15 protein-coding genes and 1 pseudogene are annotated in these 17,242 nt (G+C 71.1%); 5 read left to right on the forward strand and 11 right to left on the reverse strand.

Annotated features, from left to right (window positions below):
• Positions 1 to 376: 376 nt before the first annotated feature.
• Positions 377 to 1,567 (reverse strand): ROK family transcriptional regulator, encoded by a 1,191-nt coding sequence (locus tag ACIPWY_RS24875; protein WP_393706148.1) that lies wholly within the window; start codon positions 1,565 to 1,567, stop codon positions 377 to 379.
• Positions 1,568 to 1,707: 140 nt separating this feature from the next.
• Between ACIPWY_RS24875 and ACIPWY_RS24880 the strand changes: the two genes are divergently transcribed.
• Complete coding sequence (locus tag ACIPWY_RS24880) at positions 1,708 to 2,928, forward strand: MFS transporter (RefSeq protein WP_393706149.1); 1,221 nt, start codon at positions 1,708 to 1,710, stop codon at positions 2,926 to 2,928.
• Here the strand turns inward: ACIPWY_RS24880 and ACIPWY_RS24885 are convergent.
• Both ACIPWY_RS24885 and ACIPWY_RS24890 read right to left on the reverse strand, forming a co-directional pair.
• Positions 2,888 to 3,317: pseudogene (locus ACIPWY_RS24885) on the reverse strand (acyl-CoA thioesterase). The gene ACIPWY_RS24880 and the pseudogene ACIPWY_RS24885 overlap by 41 nt on opposite strands.
• Positions 3,265 to 4,545 carry an alginate lyase family protein gene (locus ACIPWY_RS24890; RefSeq protein WP_362909043.1) on the reverse strand — a complete coding sequence of 427 codons (1,281 nt, stop codon included), beginning with the start codon at positions 4,543 to 4,545 and terminating at the stop codon, positions 3,265 to 3,267. The pseudogene ACIPWY_RS24885 and the gene ACIPWY_RS24890 overlap by 53 nt, the downstream one beginning before the upstream one ends.
• 204 nt (positions 4,546 to 4,749) lie before the next feature.
• Here ACIPWY_RS24890 and ACIPWY_RS24895 point away from each other — a divergent pair, with 204 nt between their 5' ends.
• The 3 genes from ACIPWY_RS24895 to ACIPWY_RS24905 all read left to right on the forward strand — a co-directional run bounded on the left by ACIPWY_RS24895 (position 4,750) and on the right by ACIPWY_RS24905 (position 7,996).
• Positions 4,750 to 6,156, forward strand: a complete 1,407-nt coding sequence (locus tag ACIPWY_RS24895) for a solute carrier family 23 protein (RefSeq protein WP_362909045.1) — start codon at positions 4,750 to 4,752, stop codon at positions 6,154 to 6,156.
• Positions 6,157 to 6,257: 101 nt separating this feature from the next.
• On the forward strand, positions 6,258 to 6,962 hold the full coding sequence (locus ACIPWY_RS24900) for a DUF5995 family protein (RefSeq protein WP_401535045.1): 705 nt from the start codon (positions 6,258 to 6,260) through the stop codon (positions 6,960 to 6,962).
• A 104-nt stretch (positions 6,963 to 7,066) separates the two neighbouring features.
• Positions 7,067 to 7,996 (forward strand): LLM class F420-dependent oxidoreductase, encoded by a 930-nt coding sequence (locus tag ACIPWY_RS24905; RefSeq protein WP_390016031.1) that lies wholly within the window; start codon positions 7,067 to 7,069, stop codon positions 7,994 to 7,996.
• 40 nt (positions 7,997 to 8,036) lie between these two features.
• Here the strand turns inward: ACIPWY_RS24905 and ACIPWY_RS24910 are convergent, their stop codons facing one another.
• Both ACIPWY_RS24910 and ACIPWY_RS24915 read right to left on the reverse strand, forming a co-directional pair.
• Entirely contained in the window at positions 8,037 to 9,755 is a 1,719-nt protein-coding gene (locus ACIPWY_RS24910; protein ID WP_401535049.1) for a flavin monoamine oxidase family protein, read from the reverse strand.
• A gap of 59 nt (positions 9,756 to 9,814) precedes the next feature.
• Complete coding sequence (locus ACIPWY_RS24915; RefSeq protein ID WP_401535052.1) at positions 9,815 to 10,612, reverse strand: carbon-nitrogen hydrolase family protein; 798 nt, start codon at positions 10,610 to 10,612, stop codon at positions 9,815 to 9,817.
• Positions 10,613 to 10,914: 302 nt separating this feature from the next.
• On the opposite strand from ACIPWY_RS24915, the gene ACIPWY_RS24920 reads away from it, so the two are divergent.
• Positions 10,915 to 11,466: a hypothetical protein gene (locus ACIPWY_RS24920; protein WP_362910567.1), complete on the forward strand. Its 552-nt coding sequence runs from the start codon at positions 10,915 to 10,917 to the stop codon at positions 11,464 to 11,466.
• Between the two features lie 4 nt (positions 11,467 to 11,470).
• Here the strand turns inward: ACIPWY_RS24920 and ACIPWY_RS24925 are convergent, their stop codons facing one another.
• The 6 genes from ACIPWY_RS24925 to ACIPWY_RS24950 all read right to left on the reverse strand — a co-directional run bounded on the left by ACIPWY_RS24925 (position 11,471) and on the right by ACIPWY_RS24950 (position 17,200).
• On the reverse strand, positions 11,471 to 11,923 hold the full coding sequence (locus tag ACIPWY_RS24925) for an Lrp/AsnC family transcriptional regulator (RefSeq protein WP_362910569.1): 453 nt from the start codon (positions 11,921 to 11,923) through the stop codon (positions 11,471 to 11,473).
• A 10-nt stretch (positions 11,924 to 11,933) separates the two neighbouring features.
• Positions 11,934 to 13,406 carry an amino acid permease gene (locus ACIPWY_RS24930; RefSeq protein ID WP_362910570.1) on the reverse strand — a complete coding sequence of 491 codons (1,473 nt, stop codon included), beginning with the start codon at positions 13,404 to 13,406 and terminating at the stop codon, positions 11,934 to 11,936.
• Positions 13,407 to 13,743: 337 nt separating this feature from the next.
• On the reverse strand, positions 13,744 to 15,186 hold the full coding sequence (locus tag ACIPWY_RS24935) for a GuaB1 family IMP dehydrogenase-related protein (protein ID WP_362910572.1): 1,443 nt from the start codon (positions 15,184 to 15,186) through the stop codon (positions 13,744 to 13,746).
• A gap of 109 nt (positions 15,187 to 15,295) precedes the next feature.
• Complete coding sequence (locus ACIPWY_RS24940; RefSeq protein ID WP_362910574.1) at positions 15,296 to 15,652, reverse strand: barstar family protein; 357 nt, start codon at positions 15,650 to 15,652, stop codon at positions 15,296 to 15,298.
• Positions 15,649 to 16,089, reverse strand: a complete 441-nt coding sequence (locus tag ACIPWY_RS24945) for a ribonuclease domain-containing protein (protein WP_362910576.1) — start codon at positions 16,087 to 16,089, stop codon at positions 15,649 to 15,651. Before ACIPWY_RS24945 ends, ACIPWY_RS24940 begins: the two co-directional genes overlap by 4 nt.
• A gap of 67 nt (positions 16,090 to 16,156) precedes the next feature.
• The gene (locus ACIPWY_RS24950; protein WP_362910578.1) at positions 16,157 to 17,200 is read right to left on the reverse strand and encodes a sugar-binding domain-containing protein; all 1,044 of its coding nucleotides are present in this window, start codon (positions 17,198 to 17,200) and stop codon (positions 16,157 to 16,159) included.
• Positions 17,201 to 17,242: the final 42 nt, after the last annotated feature.

Consider the following 17,242-nt stretch of genomic DNA (forward strand, 5'->3'; position numbering starts at 1 on the left):
TCCTCATGCGGGCCGGTGCACGCGAACCCTCCTGGCCCCTGCGCCCGCCAAAGGAGTTCCTCGCGCACACCAGCGCACCCGAACCCACCTGACCCCTGCACCCGTTCAGCGGCCCGCAGGCGCGAAGACGACACCCTGGCGCCCCGCCACGCGCCGAAGGGGTTCCTCATGCGGGCCGGTGCACGCGAACCCTCCTGGCCCCTGCGCCCGCCAAAGGAGTTCCTCGCGCACACCAGCGCACCCGAACCCACCTGACCCATGCACCCGTTCAGCGGCCCCCAGGCGCGAAGACGACACCCTGGCGCCCCGCCACGCTCCGAAGGAGTCCTCGCGCACGCCAGTGCCCACGAGCCGACCAGAAGACCCTGCCGCTCGTTCAGCGGTCCGTCGGCGCGAAGACGTCGTTCTGCGCCCCGTCACGCGCCATGAGCAGTGCTCCTCGCAGCACCGCGGCGCCGCCGAGCGCGCTCGGCCGGACCTCGGTGGGCAGGGGGGACATGGCGGCGAGGCGGGTGGCGACCAGGGTCGCGAGGCGGTCGCCTCCCGCGCGGCCGACCTCGCCGCCCAGGACGAGGCAGCCGGGGTCGAGGACGGCGACGACGGAGGCGGCCCCGAGGACGAGCCGGTCGGCGAGCGCGTCGAGGAAGCGGGCGGCGGGCGCCCCGGGCTCCGCCCGCACGGCTTCGCGTACGAGCGCCGCGGCGGCCGGCTCCCCCGATGCGGCCGAGGGGCCCACCAGGCCGTGGGCGCGGGCGAGTTCGGCGATGGCGGCGGATCCGGCCAGCGAGTGGAATCCCCCGTCGCACCCGGTCGCGGACGGGAGTCCGGACGTGCCTGGCACGGGCAGGAAGCCGATCTCGCCGGTGCCGCCGGAGGCCCCGCGGCGCAGGACTCCGTCGAGGACGACCGCGGCGCCGATGCCGTGGCCGAGCCAGAGCAGGGCGAACGTGTCGCGGTCGCGGGCGGCGCCGTCGCGCTGTTCGGCGAGGGCGGCGAGGTTGGTCTCGTTCTCCACCAGGACGCGGGCGGGCAGGCGTTCGTGGAGGGCGGCGACGAGGCGGCGGTGCCACTCGGGCAGGCCCGAGGAGTCGCGGAGTTCGCCGGTGACGGGGTCGACGAGGCCGGGCGCGCCGATTCCCACGGTGTGCAGGGGCTCGGCGCCCGCCTCTTTCGCGGTGCGCTCGACCAGGGCGACGGCCCGTTCGACGGCGGGGCCGGTGCCCTCCTCCCCGTCGATGGGCGCCGACGCCTCGGCGAGAACCGTGCCCACCAGGTCGGCGACGGTGAGAGTGACACCCTCGGTGCGGACGTCGAGCGCGGCGAGATGGGCGAGCCCGGAGACGATCCCGTGGAGTTTGGCGTTGGGGCCGCGGCGCTGGGCGCCGGCCTCCCCGACGACCTCTATCAGGCCACGGGCCGTGAGCCGCTCGACGAGGTCGGCGACCGAGGGCCGGGACAGGCCGGTGAGCTCCTTCAACTGACCGGCCGTCAGGGGCCCTTCGCTCTGGAGGAGGCGCAGCGCGAGCCGGTCGTTGATGGCCCGGGCGGTACTCGGTGATGCGGGCATGGCGCGGATCCTTCCAGATCGCCTTCGCTGCCGGGACCGGGGCCGTACGGAGGGACCGGTGGAAACCGGCTATTTATCAGGCAGGGTTCCTGATAGTTTACGCCAGCAGCCTGGGGACGGTATCGGGAGGGGCAGGTCGGATGAGTGAAGTCGGTTACGGGGCAAGGGAGTTGAAGCGCGCCCGGATCGCGGTCGCGACCGTCTTCTGCGTCCATGGAGCGGTCACCGGGTCCTTCGCGACCCGGGTGCCCTGGATCCAGGACCACGCGGGGGTCAGCGCGGGCCAGCTGGGTCTCGCGCTCGCCTTCCCCGCGCTCGGCGCCTCGGTGGCGATGCCGCTCGCGGGCCGGGTGAGCCACCGGTTCGGCGCGCGCACTGCGCTGCGCGGGCTGCTGGCCCTGTGGACGCTCGCGCTGGTCCTGCCCTCGCTCGCGCCGAATCTGCTCGTGCTGTGCCTGGCCCTCTTCGCGTACGGCGCGTCGGCGGGCATGTCGGACGTGGCGATGAACGCGCTGGGGGTCGAGGTCGAGAACCGCCTCGACCGGTCGATCATGTCCGGCCTGCACGGCATGTGGAGCGTGGGTGCCCTCATCGGTTCGGCGGCGGGCACGCTGGCCGCGCACCTGGGCTCCGACGCCCGGCTGCACCACCTGCTCGCCGCGGCGGCCCTGACGGTCGCGGGCTTCGTCGCCTGCGCGGGCGTGCTCGACCTGCGCCCCACGGAGGACGAGGAGCCGCCGCCACGCTTCGCGCTGCCGCCCAGGTCGGCGCTGCTGATCGGCGCGGTCGGCTTCTGCGCCGTGTTCGCCGAGGGCGCGAGCCTGGACTGGTCGGCGGTCTATCTGCGGGACGTCCTGGACACCTCCGCAGGACTCGCGGCAGCGTGCACCACCGCGTTCACGCTCACGATGGCCGTGGCACGCCTCGTCGGCGACAGGATCGTGGACCGGTTCGGCGCGGTGCGCACCGTGCGGGTCGGCGGGGTGGGCGCCGCGCTCGGCGGACTGCTCGTGGTGGTGGCGCCGAACCCGGCGGTCGCGATGGCCGGTTTCGGTCTGATGGGCCTGGGGATCGCGGTCGTCGTGCCGCTCGCCTTCGCGGCGGCGGGTCGCAGCGGACCGAATCCGAGCCAGGCCATCGCGGGCGTCGCCACCATCACGTACACCTCGGGACTCATCGCCCCTTCCGCGATCGGGACTCTGGCCGACGCGACGAGCCTGGTGGTGTCGTTCGGTCTGGTGACGTTCCTGGCGTGCGGGCTCGCGGTGTTCGCGGGGGTGCTGCGCACGGGGGACCGTAAGCGGACGGAGCAGGCCGAGGTCAGTCCCGCGTCCGCAGGAGCTCACGGCCAGGGGTCCTGAACATCTCGCTCCAGGGGGCGAGGCGTAGGCGTAAGTCGCCCCCCGTCCGCCGAGCAAAAGCAGAAGCCGTACGTCAGGCCGGTCGTGCCGAGCCGGTCCGGCCGGAGGTGCACGACGTACGCACCGGGGCGGTTGACCGGCGCGTCATACGTGATGCGCCGTTCCTCGACGGCGTTCCAGAAGTCGCCGGCCGCCAGCCCGTCGCCCTCGAAGACGAGGCCGCGCTCCGCCCACAGCGCGGTCCTGGCGCGCTCGGCCGGCGCCCGGTAGCGGGCGTTGTGGAGCAGGCCGAGCGCGTCGAGGTCGTCGGGGTGGACGGTGAGCCGAGCGACCCGCTCAGCCCGCGATCGAGTCCAGCTGTTCGGCCGCGGGGCGCAGCGCCCACAGATCCCCGCCGGGCGGCGTCTCCAGATGCGGGACCGCCCGCTTCGCCGCCGCGCTCCCGGCGTCGGCGGCGGCGTGCACGATGTCGCTCGCCGCGAACCGGTGGAACTCCAGCTCGGGGTGCGGCCACGCCGTCGCCCCGGTCGCCGCGGGCAGCAGATAGTCGACCGCCTTGAACAGGCTCTGCCCGTCCGGGCCTCGGTACGACCACAGGTCGACGCCCACATGCCGCCCGATCTGGGCGAGCCGGGTGTAGGCGACGAGGTCGAAGGTCGAGTAGTGCCAGCTCCGGGTCCTGGCGAGTTCCTGCGGCTGGCTGCCGTCGCCGGCGATCTGCGGGGCGATGCGCTTGGTGCGGGCGTCGAGGACGGTGCGGCGGGCGAGTGCCGTGTCGCCGGTCGCGTAGGCGAGTGCGGCCACCTGGAGGTCGTAGAACGTGCCGTGGTTGTTCTCGGCTGCACCCTCCTCCTTGCCGAAGTCGCTGTTCACGAGCCAGCCGAGGAAGTCCTTGTTCCACTCCCCCATCGCCGAGCGGTCGCCCTTCGACCAGCCGGGGGCTCCTGTGTCGAGGAGCGCGACGGCGTCGGTGACGCTCGTGTACGACTGCGAGAAGTCGATGATGCCGATGGCCCGGCCGTCGTACTTGCAGGGGATGAACTGGGCGTGGTCCAGGTTCGGGTTCATGCGCGTGGCCGGGTCGAGGAACCAGGTGCGCAGGATCGTGGCGGCCTTCTCCGCATACTCCTTGCGGCCCGTGTAGTACCAGGCCAGAGCGAGGTCGTAGGTCGAATCGAAGACCTTCTCCACGTCCTGGCGGTCGGTCCCGGTGTCGACCTCGGGGTTGCGCTGCCCGTCGCGCTGGACGTAGGGGCAGCCCCAGGGGTTGTCGGCGGTCGGTGTCTGTGAGGGCCACCAGTAGGGGGCCTGGCTCAGGTAGTCGTGGACGTCGCCGCCGGGCGCGGGCTTCGGCTTGTCGACGACGGTCCACGGGCCCTGGTCCAGCCAGGTGTCGGCGCGGGCAGTCAAGTCCCGTACGGTGCGCCTGAGTTGACCGTCGCCGTGGTCGAGGCGCTGCTTGGTCCGCAGCAGGCGCTCACCGTCGAGGACGGCCGTACGCGGGGCTCTCACGCCCGCCGTCGCGGACTGGGCCGACACGGGGACGGCGACGACGGCGGCGAGGGCGACGGCCGCGGTGAGCAGAGCACCGAGACGCACACGGGATCTGGCACGCATCACAACTCCCATCACATATCTGAACAACGTTCATGGATCGAGCCGTGCGAGCGTAGGGCGCCGAGGTGGGCGTGACAATGCCTCCGGCACGGATTCATGGATGAGATCGGGGCCGCCGGGCGTGGCGCGAAAGAGGCCTTACGGCGCATTAACATGGCGGCGGTCATTTCGAGCCACAAAAGCACCACAGAAAGCAGAACTCACATGGACCTCGGTGTGCGCTGGAAACTTCACGGCGATGGGCGCACCCCGGCTCCAGGCGCCGTCGTGCGCCCGGACGAGCGGCTCTCCTGGCCGCGCACGTTCGGGCTCGGCGCCCAGCACGTCGTCGCGATGTTCGGCGCGTCCTTCGTGGCGCCCGTCCTGATGGGTCTCGACCCGAACCTCGCGATCATGATGTCCGGCGTCTCGACGGTGATCTTCCTGCTCGCCACCCGCGGCCGCGTGCCCAGCTATCTGGGCTGCTCGCTCTCCTTCGTCGGCGTCGCCGCCGTGATCCGGGCGCAGGGCGGGACCAGCGCCACGGTGACCGGAGCGGTGTTCGTGGTCGGCGCCGCGCTGTTCCTGGTGGGGCTCGCGGTGCAGAAGTTCGGCGCGCGGATCATCCACGCCGCCATGCCGCCGATCGTCACGGGCGCGGTCGTCATGCTGATCGGCTTCAACCTCGCGCCGGTGACGGCGTCGACGTACTGGCCGCAGGACCAGTGGACCGCACTCCTCGTGATGCTGTTCACCGGTTCGGCCGTGGTGTGCCTGCGCGGTTTCTGGTCCCGCATCGCGATCTTCCTCGGGCTGCTCTTCGGCTACGGCATCTCCTGGGTGTTCGACCGCATCTTCGGCCGGATCCACTCGGTCTCCGGCGGCGCCGAGGCCGTCGACCACTGGCGCCTGGACCTGTCCGGCGTCGGCAAGGCCGACTGGATCGGCCTGCCCTCCTTCCACGCACCGTCGTTCCAGTGGTCGGCGATCCTCGTCGCGCTGCCCGTCGTGATCGCGCTGATCGCCGAGAACGCCGGACACGTCAAGGCCGTCGGCGAGATGACCGGCGACAACCTCGACGACAAGCTCGGCACCGCGATCTCCGCCGACGGCGTCGGCTCCATGCTCTCCACCGCGGTCGGCGGCCCGCCCAACACGACGTACTCCGAGAACATCGGCGTGATGGCCGCGACCCGCGTCTACTCGACGGCCGCGTACTGGGCGGCCGCCGCCTTCGCCCTGCTCTTCGGCCTGTGCCCGAAGTTCGGCGCGATCGTGGCCGCCATCCCGGGCGGCGTCCTCGGCGGCATCACCGTCATCCTCTACGGCATGATCGGCCTGCTCGGCGCGCAGATCTGGATCAGCGCCAAGGTCGACCTGCGCAACCCGCTGAACCTCGTCCCGGCCGCCGCCGGCATCATCATCGGCGTCGGCAACGTGTCCCTGAAGTTCACCGACAACTTCTCGCTGAGCGGCATCGCGCTGGGCACCATCGTCGTCATCACCGGCTACCACGCGCTGCGTGCCCTGGCCCCCGCGCACCTCAAGACGCAGGAGCCGCTCCTCGACTCGGGGACCTCGACGTACGACGACCCGCCCTCGGACGACGGCGGTCAGTCCGCCAGGTCGTGAGAACGCCCTGACGCACAGGCCGCCCTGGCCCGTTCCCTCGTTCTGGGGAAGCCCCCGGCCAGGCGCCGCGCCGGTCGGCCCAGGCTTGAGAACCTGCCCCCATGGCGCAGTTGGAACGGTTCGCGAAGTGCACGCCCGCCGCGCGCGGGGTCGACTCCGTGGTGTCCCGGATGCGTGAGCTGGCCGAGTCCTGGCCGGCGGGCGACGGTGTGGGCGTCTTCAACCGGGTCTATCTGTCCGTCACGGAAGAGGTCGACCGGCACATCGACGGCGGCCGGTTCGCCGATGCCGAAGCCGCGACCACGCTGGACGTCCGCTTCGCCGGGCGCTATCTGGCAGCCGTCGGCACCCGCTCCCCCGACCACCGTCCGCCCGCCTGCTGGCGTCCGCTGCTCCAGTACCGGCGCCATCCGGGCGTACGCCCGCTGCAGTTCGCGCTCGCGGGCATCAATGCGCACATCGGCCACGATCTGGCGCTCGCCGTCGTGGACACCTGTCGTACGCTCGGCTGCGAACCGGCCGGTGTGGAGGACGAGTTCGACCGCGTAGGCGATCTCCTCGTCTCGCTGGAGGAGCGCATCCGCGAAGATCTGATGCCGGGCCCCGATCTGCTCCAGGTCGCCGATCCCCTGACCCATCTGCTCGGCTCCTGGACCCTGGAGCGCGCCAGGGACGGCGCGTGGGCCGCGGCCCGCACCCTGTGGGCGCTGCGAGGTTTCCCGGACGTCACCGAGGAGTTCGTCCGGCGCCTCGACACATCGGTCGGCCTGGTCGGCCGCATGATGCTCACGCCCCTTCCGGACTGATTCGGCCACGCGCCCGCCACAGCCACGGAACGCCCGCGTGATCGCTGTACGTTGACGAGGAGTCACGCGAGCGATCCCGGATGCGAACGCGAAGGAGCACGGAAATGGCGACCCGACTCGGCCTCGGCCTCCCTCAGATGAAGCAGTACGACATCGGGCGCGACATCCCCGCGGTCGCGCGCGCCGCCGAGGAGATCGGCTACGAGAGCCTGTGGGTCTTCGAGCGGATCCTGTTCCCGGAGCCCGCACGCCAGGGCCTGTACGGGGTCCCGGGCCTCCCCTGGCCGGACCAGTACCGCTCGGTCGCCGACCCGCTGGTCTCCCTCACCCTGGCCGCCGCCGTCACCGAGCGGGCCAGGCTCGGCACGAGCGTCCTCGTCGCCCCGCTGCACGTGCCGTTCCAGCTGGCGCGCGCCCTGGCCTCGCTGGACGCGGCGAGCGGCGGCCGCGTCGTCGCGGGCATCGGCACGGGGTGGTCCCACGACGAGTACGCGGCCGCTTCCGTGGCCCCGTTCGAGAAGCGCGGCCAGGTCCTGGACGAGCTGCTCGACGTGTTCGAGGCCGTGTGGGGGCCCGACCCGGTGAGTTACGAGGGCGAGCTGACCACGATCGCGCCGTCCGTGGTGGGGCCGAAGCCCGCCGGGCCTATCCCGGTGCTGCTGCCGGCGCACAGCCCGAAGGCGTCCCGGCGGCTCGTGGACCGCGCGGCCGGCTGGATGCCGGCGTCCGTGGGCGCGGAGGATCTCGCCGAGCAGTGGCGGAGTCTTCAGGAACTGGCCGAGGAGCGCGGCCGCAAGGAGCCGATCCAGAGCGTGCTGCGGGTGAACACGACGTACACGCGCGACGAGTACAAGGGCGACGACCGCCGCCCGTTCCAGGGCAGCGTCGCGCAGATCGTCGAGGACCTGGTGGCGCACGACGCGGTGGGTCTGGAGGAGATGCTGATCGACCTCCAGGGCGGCGTCCGCGACGCCGAGGAGCTGAAGGACGTGGCGGCGGAGGTGTACACGGCGGCGCGCGAGGCCGGGGTCTGAGCGGTGCGGGCCCCGGCGTCCGCCGGGGCCCGCACGCCCGTCAGTCCTCCGGCAGCTCCACCGGAGCGATCTCGTCGTACACGTCGCCGGGGCCGGGGTTCGTCCCGTCGGTGGCGCCGCCGAGCTGGTGCATCACGCCCCAGACCGCGTTGAGCGCGGTCTGCACGGCGCCCTCGGCCCAGCCGGCCGTCCAGGAGATGTCGTCGCCCGCGAGGAAGATGCCGCGCTTGTCCTCGGGGAGGCGGTCCTGCATGAAGTGCGTGAACAGGCGGCGCTGGTAGCGGTAGTGACCCGGCAGGTTCGCCTTGAACGCGCCCATGAAGTAGGGCTCGTTCTCCCAGGACACGGTCACCGGGTTGCCGATGATGTGCTTCCTGATGTCGACCTTGGGATAGATCTCCCCGAGCGACTTGAGCATGACCTCCATGCGCTCGTTCGCCGACAGCGGCAGCCACTTCAGGCTGTCGTCGCACCAGGTGTACGACAGACAGATGGTGGCCGGCTTGTCCGGGCCGTCGTCGAGCAGGTAAGTACCGCGCGTCATGCGGTCGGTGAGCGTCATGGACATCGTGTCCCGCTCGGTCGGATTTCCCCTGTCGTCGACGGCCTTGTCCAGCCAGAACGGCCGGTCGACGGGGACGAAGAGCTTCGAGCTCTCCATGTAGTGCGTGCGCTCGATCGCCGTCCAGTGGTCGATCGGGAAGAGCGAGTCGTCGCACGCGACCTTGGACAGCAGCATCCAGGACTGGGCGGTGAAGATCGCCGCCTGGTAGGTGCGGATGTCACCGGACGCGTCGGTGACCGTGATGTGGTTGCCCGCGGTGCGGTGCAGCCGGGTCACGGCCGGGCGCGGCTTCCCGCTGTCGTGCAGGGAGGCGAGCGAGGTGCCGTACGCCCAGTGGACGATCTTCTCCGGCTCGCGCTCCCACAGGCGCAGCGGAAGCTGCTGCGAGCCGCCGACGATGCCGCGGTGGTGGTCGTCGGCCTCGGTGTAGACGACCCGCAGGATCTCCAGGATGGAGTTCGGGAAGTCGGTGTCCCAGCCGCCGGTGCCGAAGCCGACCTGCCCGAAGATCTCGCGGTGGCGGAAGGACTTGAAAGACTCCGACTCGCAGAGGAACCCGTAGAACGTCTGGTTGTCGAGCTTGTCGACGAGCTTCGACCAGATCTCGCGGATGCGCGGCACGTCGCGCTCGCGCATCGCCTGGTTCATGTCGGAGAAGTCGGCGCCCTCTTCGAGGCAGGCGTTCCACGCGTTCATGACCTCGCGGTAGACCTGCGGCAGGTCGTCGACGGTGTTCGCGTAGTGGGACTCGCCCTTGAGGTCGACGACGGTCGAGGGGGTCTCGGGGGCGAGCGGGTTGGGGAAGGGCCGCGTCTCGAGGCCGACCAGGTCGATGTAGTGCTGGAGCGCGGTCGACGAAGGCGGGAAGCGCATGGCGCCCATCTCCGCGGTCAGCCCGGCGGCCTCGGCGGGGGTGCCCTCGAAGCCGACCGTGCGCAGCCGGCCGCCGATCTCGTCCGCCTCGTACACGACGGGCTTGAGGCCCATCTTCATCAGTTCGTACGCGGCGACGATGCCGGAGAGGCCGCCGCCGATGACCGCGACCTCGGTGCCGTGCTCGGTCGCCGGTATCTGGCCGAGGCCCGCGGGGTGCGCGAGGAAGTCGTCGTACGCGTACGGGAAGTCCGGCCCGAACATCGTGATGGGGGGCTGCGCGTCGGTGTGCTGGACGGCGTTGGGCACCGTGGACGTCATGGGGTACGGACTCCTTGCGGGAACTGAGGTACTGAAGGTTCGGGGCGGCGGCTCGGGGCTCAGATCAGCGGCGTGTACAGGCCCGGGCGGCGGTCGCTGAGGTACGGGTTGGCGTCGCGGGACGCGGCCAGGAAGGCGGGGTCCACGTCAGCGGAGATCAGCTCGTCGCCGCGGCCGGCGCGCGCCCTGGCGACACCGTCGGGCCCGGCGAGCGTGGAGAGCCCGACGAACTCGAACTCCCCTTCCTGACCGACCCGGTTGACGTACGCGACGTACATCTGGTTCTCGAAGGCGCGCACCGGCACGACGGACTCGGCGACGAACTGGTACGGGTGCATCTGGGCCGTGGGTACGAGCAGCAGGTCGGTGCCGGCGAGGGCGTGCGCGCGCACGTTCTCCGGGAACTCGACGTCGTAACAGATCATGAGGCCGATGCGGACACCGCCGAGGTCGGCCTGGACGACGGCCTGGTCGCCGGGTGTGAACGCGTCGCGCTCGAAGCAGCCGAAGAGATGGGTCTTGCGGTAGTTCGCGAGGCGGGTGCCGTCGGGGGCGATCAGCTGGGCCGAGTTGAACACCAGCTCCCCGTCGCGCTCCGGGTAGCCGTAGGCCACGGCGACGCCGTGGCGTACGGCTATCTCGGCGATGGCCTGCGCGGAGGGGCCGTCGGCCGGCTCGGCGAGGCGGGCCACGTCGTCGCCGATCGCGTACCCGGTCAGGAACATCTCGGGGGCCGCCAGGAGCCGGGCTCCGGTCGCGGCGGCGCGGCCCGCGGCGTCGTCGAGCACCTTGAGGTTCTCGGCGACGGACCCGGGGCGGCCGGAGCTCTGGAGCAGGGCGGTGCGCAGCGGCGGCATGGGCGTCCTAGGGAGCGTGCGAAAGGGGGGAGGGGATCGGATAAGACGGTACGTTTCCGCGGACCGGCGGGACAAGACGGGACTGTTGCGTCTTCTCGTACGATCCGTTGCGCCTCCAGGGCCGTCGGCGGCGATTCGTTGCGCACCAGGGTGAGCCCTCGGTCGCAGTCCGTACGGGGTGGCCTCCGCCGCGCGGCGGAGGCGGGAAGCCGACCGTGGCCCGACGTGCCGGGTGCCCGCTTCGCGGGATCGTGATCTCGCCCGGACGGACCGGGTGAGCACGGTGAACTCAGGGGGATCCCATGGCACGCGTCCGCATCCTGGCGGCGACGGCGGCTCTTCTGGTGGCGGCAGCGGCGGGCACGGCCGCGGCGACCGCGGCCGGCGGCGCCGGGCACCGGCCGCACAAGGAACGGGAGGCCGCCGCGCTGACCGGCTCGGCGAAGCTGTACCGGCCGCTCGGCGACGACATCACCTTCACCTTCGACGCGCATCTGGCGGCGAAGGACAACATGCAGCCGGAGAAGGCGTACGGCACCTTCACCTTCAGCCACTACCTGAACGGCAAGGGGGGCTGGGCGAAGGGCCGGGTCGACTGCCTGCTGACGGGTGGCAAGGTGGCCGTGATGACGGGCGTCGTCACCGGGTCCGACACCCCGTTCAAGGGGAAGCGGGTCGGCATCACCGTCCAGGACGACGGCCGGCACGACCGCGTCGGCTACAGCTGGGTGAGCCCCGACACGGAGAAGAACAAGGTGCCGCTGTGCCTCGGCTCGGCGCCCTTCGAGACGGTCAAGAAGGGCACCGGCGACTTCGAGGTGCTGCCGTGGCACCCGGTGTACCCCACCAAGTGAGGCGTTACGCGGGCGAGCCCGACGTGTAGCGGCGCATCAGCGGCGACAGGACGAGCACCGACTTGGTCCGCTCCACGAACGGCTCCCCCGCGATGCGTTCCAGGACCCGCTCGAAGTGCCGCATGTCCGCGGCGAAGACCTGGATGATCGCGTCCGCGTCACCGGTGACGGTGGAGGCGGACGCGATCTCGGGGTAGCGCTCGAGGCCGCGCTTGATGGCCTCGGGCGAGGTGTTGCGACGGCAGTACATCTCGATGAACCCCTCGGTCTCCCAGCCGAGTGCGGCCGGGTCGACCCTGACCGTGAAGCCCGTGATGGCCCCGGTGGCCCGCAGCCGGTCCACGCGCCGCTTGACGGCGGGCGCGGACAGGCCGACGAGCTGGCCGATGTCGGCGTAGGAGCGGCGGGCGTCCTCGGCGAGGGCGTGCACGATGCGTTCGTCGAGATCGTTCAGCAAGGCAGGTGGTTCACTTCTCTTGGGCAGGCGCGGAGGCGAGTCGGGAGCGACGGGCCCCGTAAAGGAAGTAGAACACGAGGCCCGCGGCCATCCAGCAACCGAAGACCACCCAGGTGACGGCGTCGAGGCTGAACATGTTGTACGCGCAGAAGACGAAGCCGAGGACCGGGAAGACCGGCCCGAGCGCCACCTTGAAGGTGCGCGGCATGTCGGGGCGGGTGTAGCGGAGCACGATGACCGCGATGTTGACCAGGCCGAAGGCGAAGAGAGTGCCGATGCTGGTGGCGTCGACGAGCTTGCCGAGCGGGATGAGCGAGGCGAGCACGCCGCAGAAGAGCGACACGATGACCGTGTTCACGCGCGGGGTGCCGGTCTTACCGCTGACCTTGCCGAAGACCTTCGGGACCAGTCCGTCGCGGGACATCGCGAAGAGGACGCGGGTCTGGCCGTAGAGGACGGTGAGGACGACGCTGGCGATGGAGATCACCGCGCCGGCGGCGAGCATGGTGCCCCAGAAGGTCTGGCCGGTGACGTCGTTCATGATCGCCGCGAGCGTGGCCTCGGAGCCCTCGAACTGCTTCCAGTTCCACGCCCCGACCGCGACGGCGGCGACCAGGACGTAGAGGACGGTGACGATGAGCAGCGACAGCATGATCGCGCGGGGCAGGTCACGCTTCGGGTTCTTGGCCTCCTCGCCGGCCGTGGAGGCGGCGTCGAAACCGATGTACGAGAAGAAGAGGCTGGCGCCGGCGGCGCTGACGCCCGCCGTGCCGAGCGGCATGAAGTCGCGGTAGTTGCCGGACTTGAAGCCCATGAAGCCGATCGCGCAGAACAGCACGAGCGCGACGATCTTCACTGCGACCATGATCGTGTTGATCACGGCGGACTCGCGGGCGCCGCCCAGCAGGAACGCCATCGCCAGCAGGACGACGACCAGACCGGGCAGGTTGATGACGCCGCCCTCACCCGGGGCCGACGAGATCACGTCGGGGAGGGTCACACCGATGGTGCCGTCGAGCAGCTCGTTGAGGTACTGGCCCCAGCCGACGGCCACGGCGGCGACGGAAACGCCGTACTCCAGGACCAGGCACCAGCCGCAGACCCAGGCGACGAGTTCACCCATCGTTGCGTAAGCGTACGAGTAGGAGGAGCCGGCGACCGGTATGGAGCCGGCCAGTTCGGCGTACGAGAGCGCGGAGAACAGCGCCGTGAGTCCGGCGATGACGAACGCGACGGTGACCGCGGGGCCCGCCTTCGGGACGGCCTCGCCGAGCACCACGAAAATGCCGGTGCCGAGCGTCGCGCCGATGCTGATCATGGTCAGCTGCCACATGCCGAGCGAGCGGCGCAGACTGCCGCCCTCACCCTGGCCACCCTCTGCGACCAGCGCTTCTACCGGCTTGCGCCGCATCAGCCTGGCGCCGAGGCCCGGGGCGGGGGTCTCGGTTGTTCGGGTGCGCGGTGGTGCGCCGTGGTCGAGCACGGGCTGGCTCCTTCATCGCTGCCGGTCAGGTGGGCGCGCGCCGGAAACGGCCAGCGACGACAGCCCACACCAGACCGGGGACCGCCGAGCAGGCCATCCCCGCCACGCCACGTACAGCGCTTGACTCTAAAGGGTTTCTGTTCCCAGCTGTAATGCAGCAACCTTGCGTATGCGCGCATGAACGTTGCGTGGTGCGCGCGGGTGTGGACGAACGTTGCGCGGTCCGTTTCGTCCGTTGCATTCCGACTCCGGGGACATCTCTGGAAAACCGCCGGAAAAAGCGAAACCCCGCGCCCCGAAAACGGGGCGCGGGGCAGGGTGCTGCCGGGAGGAGCGACTAGCTCCAGCTGGCGTGGAGCGGCTTGCCCTCGGCGTAGCCGGCGGCGGACTGGATACCGACGACGGCCTTCTCCTCGAACTCCGCGAGGGAGCTGGCACCCGCGTAGGTGCAGGAGGAGCGGACGCCCGCGATGACCGAGTCGACGAGGTCCTCGACGCCCGGACGCTCCGGGTCGAGGAACATGCGCGAGGTGGAGATGCCCTCCTCGAACAGAGCCTTGCGGGCGCGGTCGTAGGCGGACTCGTCGGAGGTCCGGTTCTTGACGGCGCGGGCCGAGGCCATGCCGAAGGACTCCTTGTACGCGCGCCCCTGGGCGTCGTGCTGGAGGTCGCCCGGGGACTCGTAGGTGCCCGCGAACCAGGAGCCGATCATGACGTTCGACGCACCGGCGGCGAGCGCCATCGCCACGTCGCGCGGGTGACGGACACCGCCGTCGGCCCACACGTGCTTGCCGTACTTCTTCGCCTCGGCGGCGCACTCAAGGACGGCGGAGAACTGCGGCCGGCCGACACCGGTCATCATGCGCGTGGTGCACATGGCGCCGGGGCCCACGCCGACCTTGATGATGTCGGCGCCGGCCTCGATGAGGTCCTTGACGCCCTCGGCGGCGACGATGTTGCCCGCGACGATGGGGACCTGCGGGTCGAGACCGCGGACGGCCTTGATCGCGGAGATCATCGACTCCTGGTGGCCGTGCGCGGTGTCGACCACGATGGTGTCCGCGCCGGCGTCGAGGAGCTGCTTGGCCTTGCCCGCGACATCGCCGTTGATGCCCACGGCGGCAGCGATACGGAGCTTGCCGTTCGCGTCGGTGGCCGGGGTGTAGAGGGTCGCGCGCAGGGCGCCCGTGCGGGTCAGGATGCCCGCGAGTCGGCCGTCCGCGCCCACGGCGGGGGCGTAGCGGCGGTTGGCGTGGTCCAGCTTGTTGAAGGCGTCGCGCGGGTCGATGTCCGCGTCGAGCAGGAGCAGGTCCTTGGACATGACCTCGGACAGCTGCGTGAACCGGTCGACCCCGGTCAGGTCGGCGTCCGTGACGACGCCGATGGGCCGCTGCTCCTCGTCCACGACGACACCGGCGTTGTGCGCGCGCTTGGGCAGCAGCGCGAGCGCGTCGGCGACGGTCTGGTGCGGGGCGAGGACGATGGGGGTGTCGAGGACCAGGTGCCGGGTCTTCACCCAGGAGATGACCTCGGTGACCACCTCGATGGGGATGTCCTGCGGGATGACGACGAGGCCCCCGCGGCGGGCCATGGTCTCGGCCATGCGGCGCCCGGCGATCGCGGTCATGTTGGCGACGACCAGCGGAATCGTGGTGCCGGTCCCGTCGGGGGACGCCAGGTCGACCGCCTGACGGGAACCCACGGCGCTGCGGCTCGGCACCATGAAGACGTCGTCGTAGGTCAGGTCGTACGCAGGCTTGATGTCGTTGAGGAAACGCACGTGCTGCTCATCCCAGTCGATCAGAGGTGGCCCCCGAGCAGGTCAGCCCGTGGGGGGAAAGCACGTACTTCATTGTCCCATGCCACCGCTACCACATGCCCACGGACGATTACACAGGCGGTTGCGAAGGGCTGTGGTCGGATCCTCCAAGGGTCAGTGCGATCACGAGCCTCGGGTTTCGGCCACGCCTGCGGTCGACCGCATCGGTGAAGACGTCGAGCGCGGTCTCCCAGTCCCCGGGCCTGGCGCCGGCGTAGGCCCGCCAGCCCACGACGGACAGGAGCAGCGCCTGGTCACTGCCGTCGGGCCAGAAGGAGACATCGGTCAGGACGTCGAAGAGCGCGTCCCAGTTACGCCCGAACCAGTCCGGCAGCTCCAGGTCGCGCACGCACCGGTCCATGAACCCGGCCTTGTCCTTGACGCCTTCGAGGTCGAGGACGCGGATCCTCTCGGGACCTCCGGTCATCTCAGCACCGCCTTGAACGACTCGTAATGGTCATCGGTGTAGTACGTCTCATGACTCTGCCCCATGACGATGCGCCGGGCGCCACGGTCCCGCTCGCCGGGGGTGGGGACGGTGTACTCGTGGTAGTAGCCGCGGCTCTGCCGGGGCAGCTCCCGCTCGAAGTTCCCGAAGACGGCACCGTCCTTGGCGTACGGGAACGGCCCGCCCTTGTCGATGAGGGTCAGGGTCGTGCGGGCCTCGGCGGGGAGCCGCGACTCGGGGACCGTGGACATGCCCCGCGCCCAGGCGGGCGTGGAGCGGGCCGGGGCGGCCGGTGTGTCCTGCTGTGTGTCCTGTGCGGAGCACCCGGTGACCTGCAGGGTGAGGGCGACGAGCAAACTCCCCAGCAGGAAAGTGCTGGGGAGAGTGGGGAGGCGGGTGAGGAGCCGCGGCAGCATGCCGCCGATGCTGCCACAGCCGCCTCCGGTGAGCGCGGCACGCGACGTGAGTGCCGCCCGAAGAGGCTCAGACCCCGTCGGGGTCCGCCCGGTTCAGCGCCGGCTTCGGCGTGGGGCCCGCGGTGAGGAGGAAGTCCGCCGCGGCCGTGTCCGTGACCAGGCTGGTGACGAGCCCCGACCTGAGCACCGCGTCGATGGCGGCCGCCTTGCGCTGACCGCCCGCGATGGCGACGACTTCCGGTATCCGCCGCAGACGGTCCGCCTCGACCGTGATGCACCGCTCGCCCAGGTCACGGCCGACGCGTCGGCCCTCGGCGTCGAAGAGGTGCGCGGACATCTCTGCCGCGACGCCGAGCGAGGCGTAGTGGGCCCGCTCCTCGTCGCTGAGCATGTCGTGGACGGTGGAGATGCCCGGCTCCCAGGAGCCGATGGAGACGCAGGCGACGGTGACCTTGTCGAAGTACTCGAAGGCGCGGGCGATGCCCGTCTGGTTGCGCAGCGCGGCCGCGGTGGCCGGGTCGGGCAGCAGCATCGGAGCGTAGATCGGGTGGGCCTCGCCGCCGGAGACCTGGGCGGCGCGCCGCACGGCCTCGACGGAGCCGCGCTCGGCGGTCCCGGCGTCGTACACGCCCGTGAGCTGCACGACCGTGCAGGGCGGCAGCCGGTCGAGGGCAGCGGCCATGTGGATGGTCGAGCGGCCCCACGCCAGGCCGAGCACATCGCCCTCGGAGACCAGCTCGCCCAGGAGGTCGGCCGCGACCTCGCCGAGGTTCTCGGGGTCGGGCGACTCCTCGGCCTCGGCCGGGGACTCGACCACCACGGCGTGCCGCAGGCCGTAGCGGGCGCGCAGCGCGTCGGAGCGCTCCGCGTCGAGCTCGGCCGGTACGCGGATCTCGATGCGTACGAGATCCCGTTCGAGCGCGGTCTCCAGGACCCTGGCCACCTTGAAGCGGCTCACGCCGAACTCCTCGGCGATCTGGATCTTGGATTTGCCCTCGAGATAGAAGCGGCGGGCCATGGCCGCCGCCTGCACCAGCTCCGCGGGTCCCATCCGCATCGCTGAGCGACCCGGCGACAGTGCCGACACGGCGATCTCCTCACTGCTGTTCACAACCTGGGTTCGCCGTTCATCCTTGCAGATGTGGCGGACTTG

The sequence above is a fragment of the Streptomyces sp. NPDC090032 genome (genome assembly GCF_044748025.1).
GTDB lineage: Bacteria > Actinomycetota > Actinomycetes > Streptomycetales > Streptomycetaceae > Streptomyces.

Bases quoted from the DNA above. Each gene is read 5' to 3' on its own strand.
- ACIPWY_RS24895 (WP_362909045.1), top strand. From the start codon at position 4,750: ATGGACCTCGGTGTGCGCTGGAAACTTCACGGCGATGGGCGCACCCCG.
- ACIPWY_RS24890 (WP_362909043.1), bottom strand. From the start codon at position 4,545: ATGCGTGCCAGATCCCGTGTGCGTCTCGGTGCTCTGCTCACCGCGGCC.
- ACIPWY_RS24915 (WP_401535052.1), bottom strand. From the start codon at position 10,612: ATGCCGCCGCTGCGCACCGCCCTGCTCCAGAGCTCCGGCCGCCCCGGG.
- ACIPWY_RS24920 (WP_362910567.1), top strand. From the start codon at position 10,915: ATGGCACGCGTCCGCATCCTGGCGGCGACGGCGGCTCTTCTGGTGGCG.
- ACIPWY_RS24900 (WP_401535045.1), top strand. From the start codon at position 6,258: ATGGCGCAGTTGGAACGGTTCGCGAAGTGCACGCCCGCCGCGCGCGGG.
- ACIPWY_RS24905 (WP_390016031.1), top strand. From the start codon at position 7,067: ATGGCGACCCGACTCGGCCTCGGCCTCCCTCAGATGAAGCAGTACGAC.
- ACIPWY_RS24880 (WP_393706149.1), top strand. From the start codon at position 1,708: ATGAGTGAAGTCGGTTACGGGGCAAGGGAGTTGAAGCGCGCCCGGATC.
- ACIPWY_RS24910 (WP_401535049.1), bottom strand. From the start codon at position 9,755: ATGACGTCCACGGTGCCCAACGCCGTCCAGCACACCGACGCGCAGCCC.
- ACIPWY_RS24940 (WP_362910574.1), bottom strand. From the start codon at position 15,652: ATGACCGGAGGTCCCGAGAGGATCCGCGTCCTCGACCTCGAAGGCGTC.
- ACIPWY_RS24945 (WP_362910576.1), bottom strand. From the start codon at position 16,089: ATGCTGCCGCGGCTCCTCACCCGCCTCCCCACTCTCCCCAGCACTTTC.
- ACIPWY_RS24875 (WP_393706148.1), bottom strand. From the start codon at position 1,567: ATGCCCGCATCACCGAGTACCGCCCGGGCCATCAACGACCGGCTCGCG.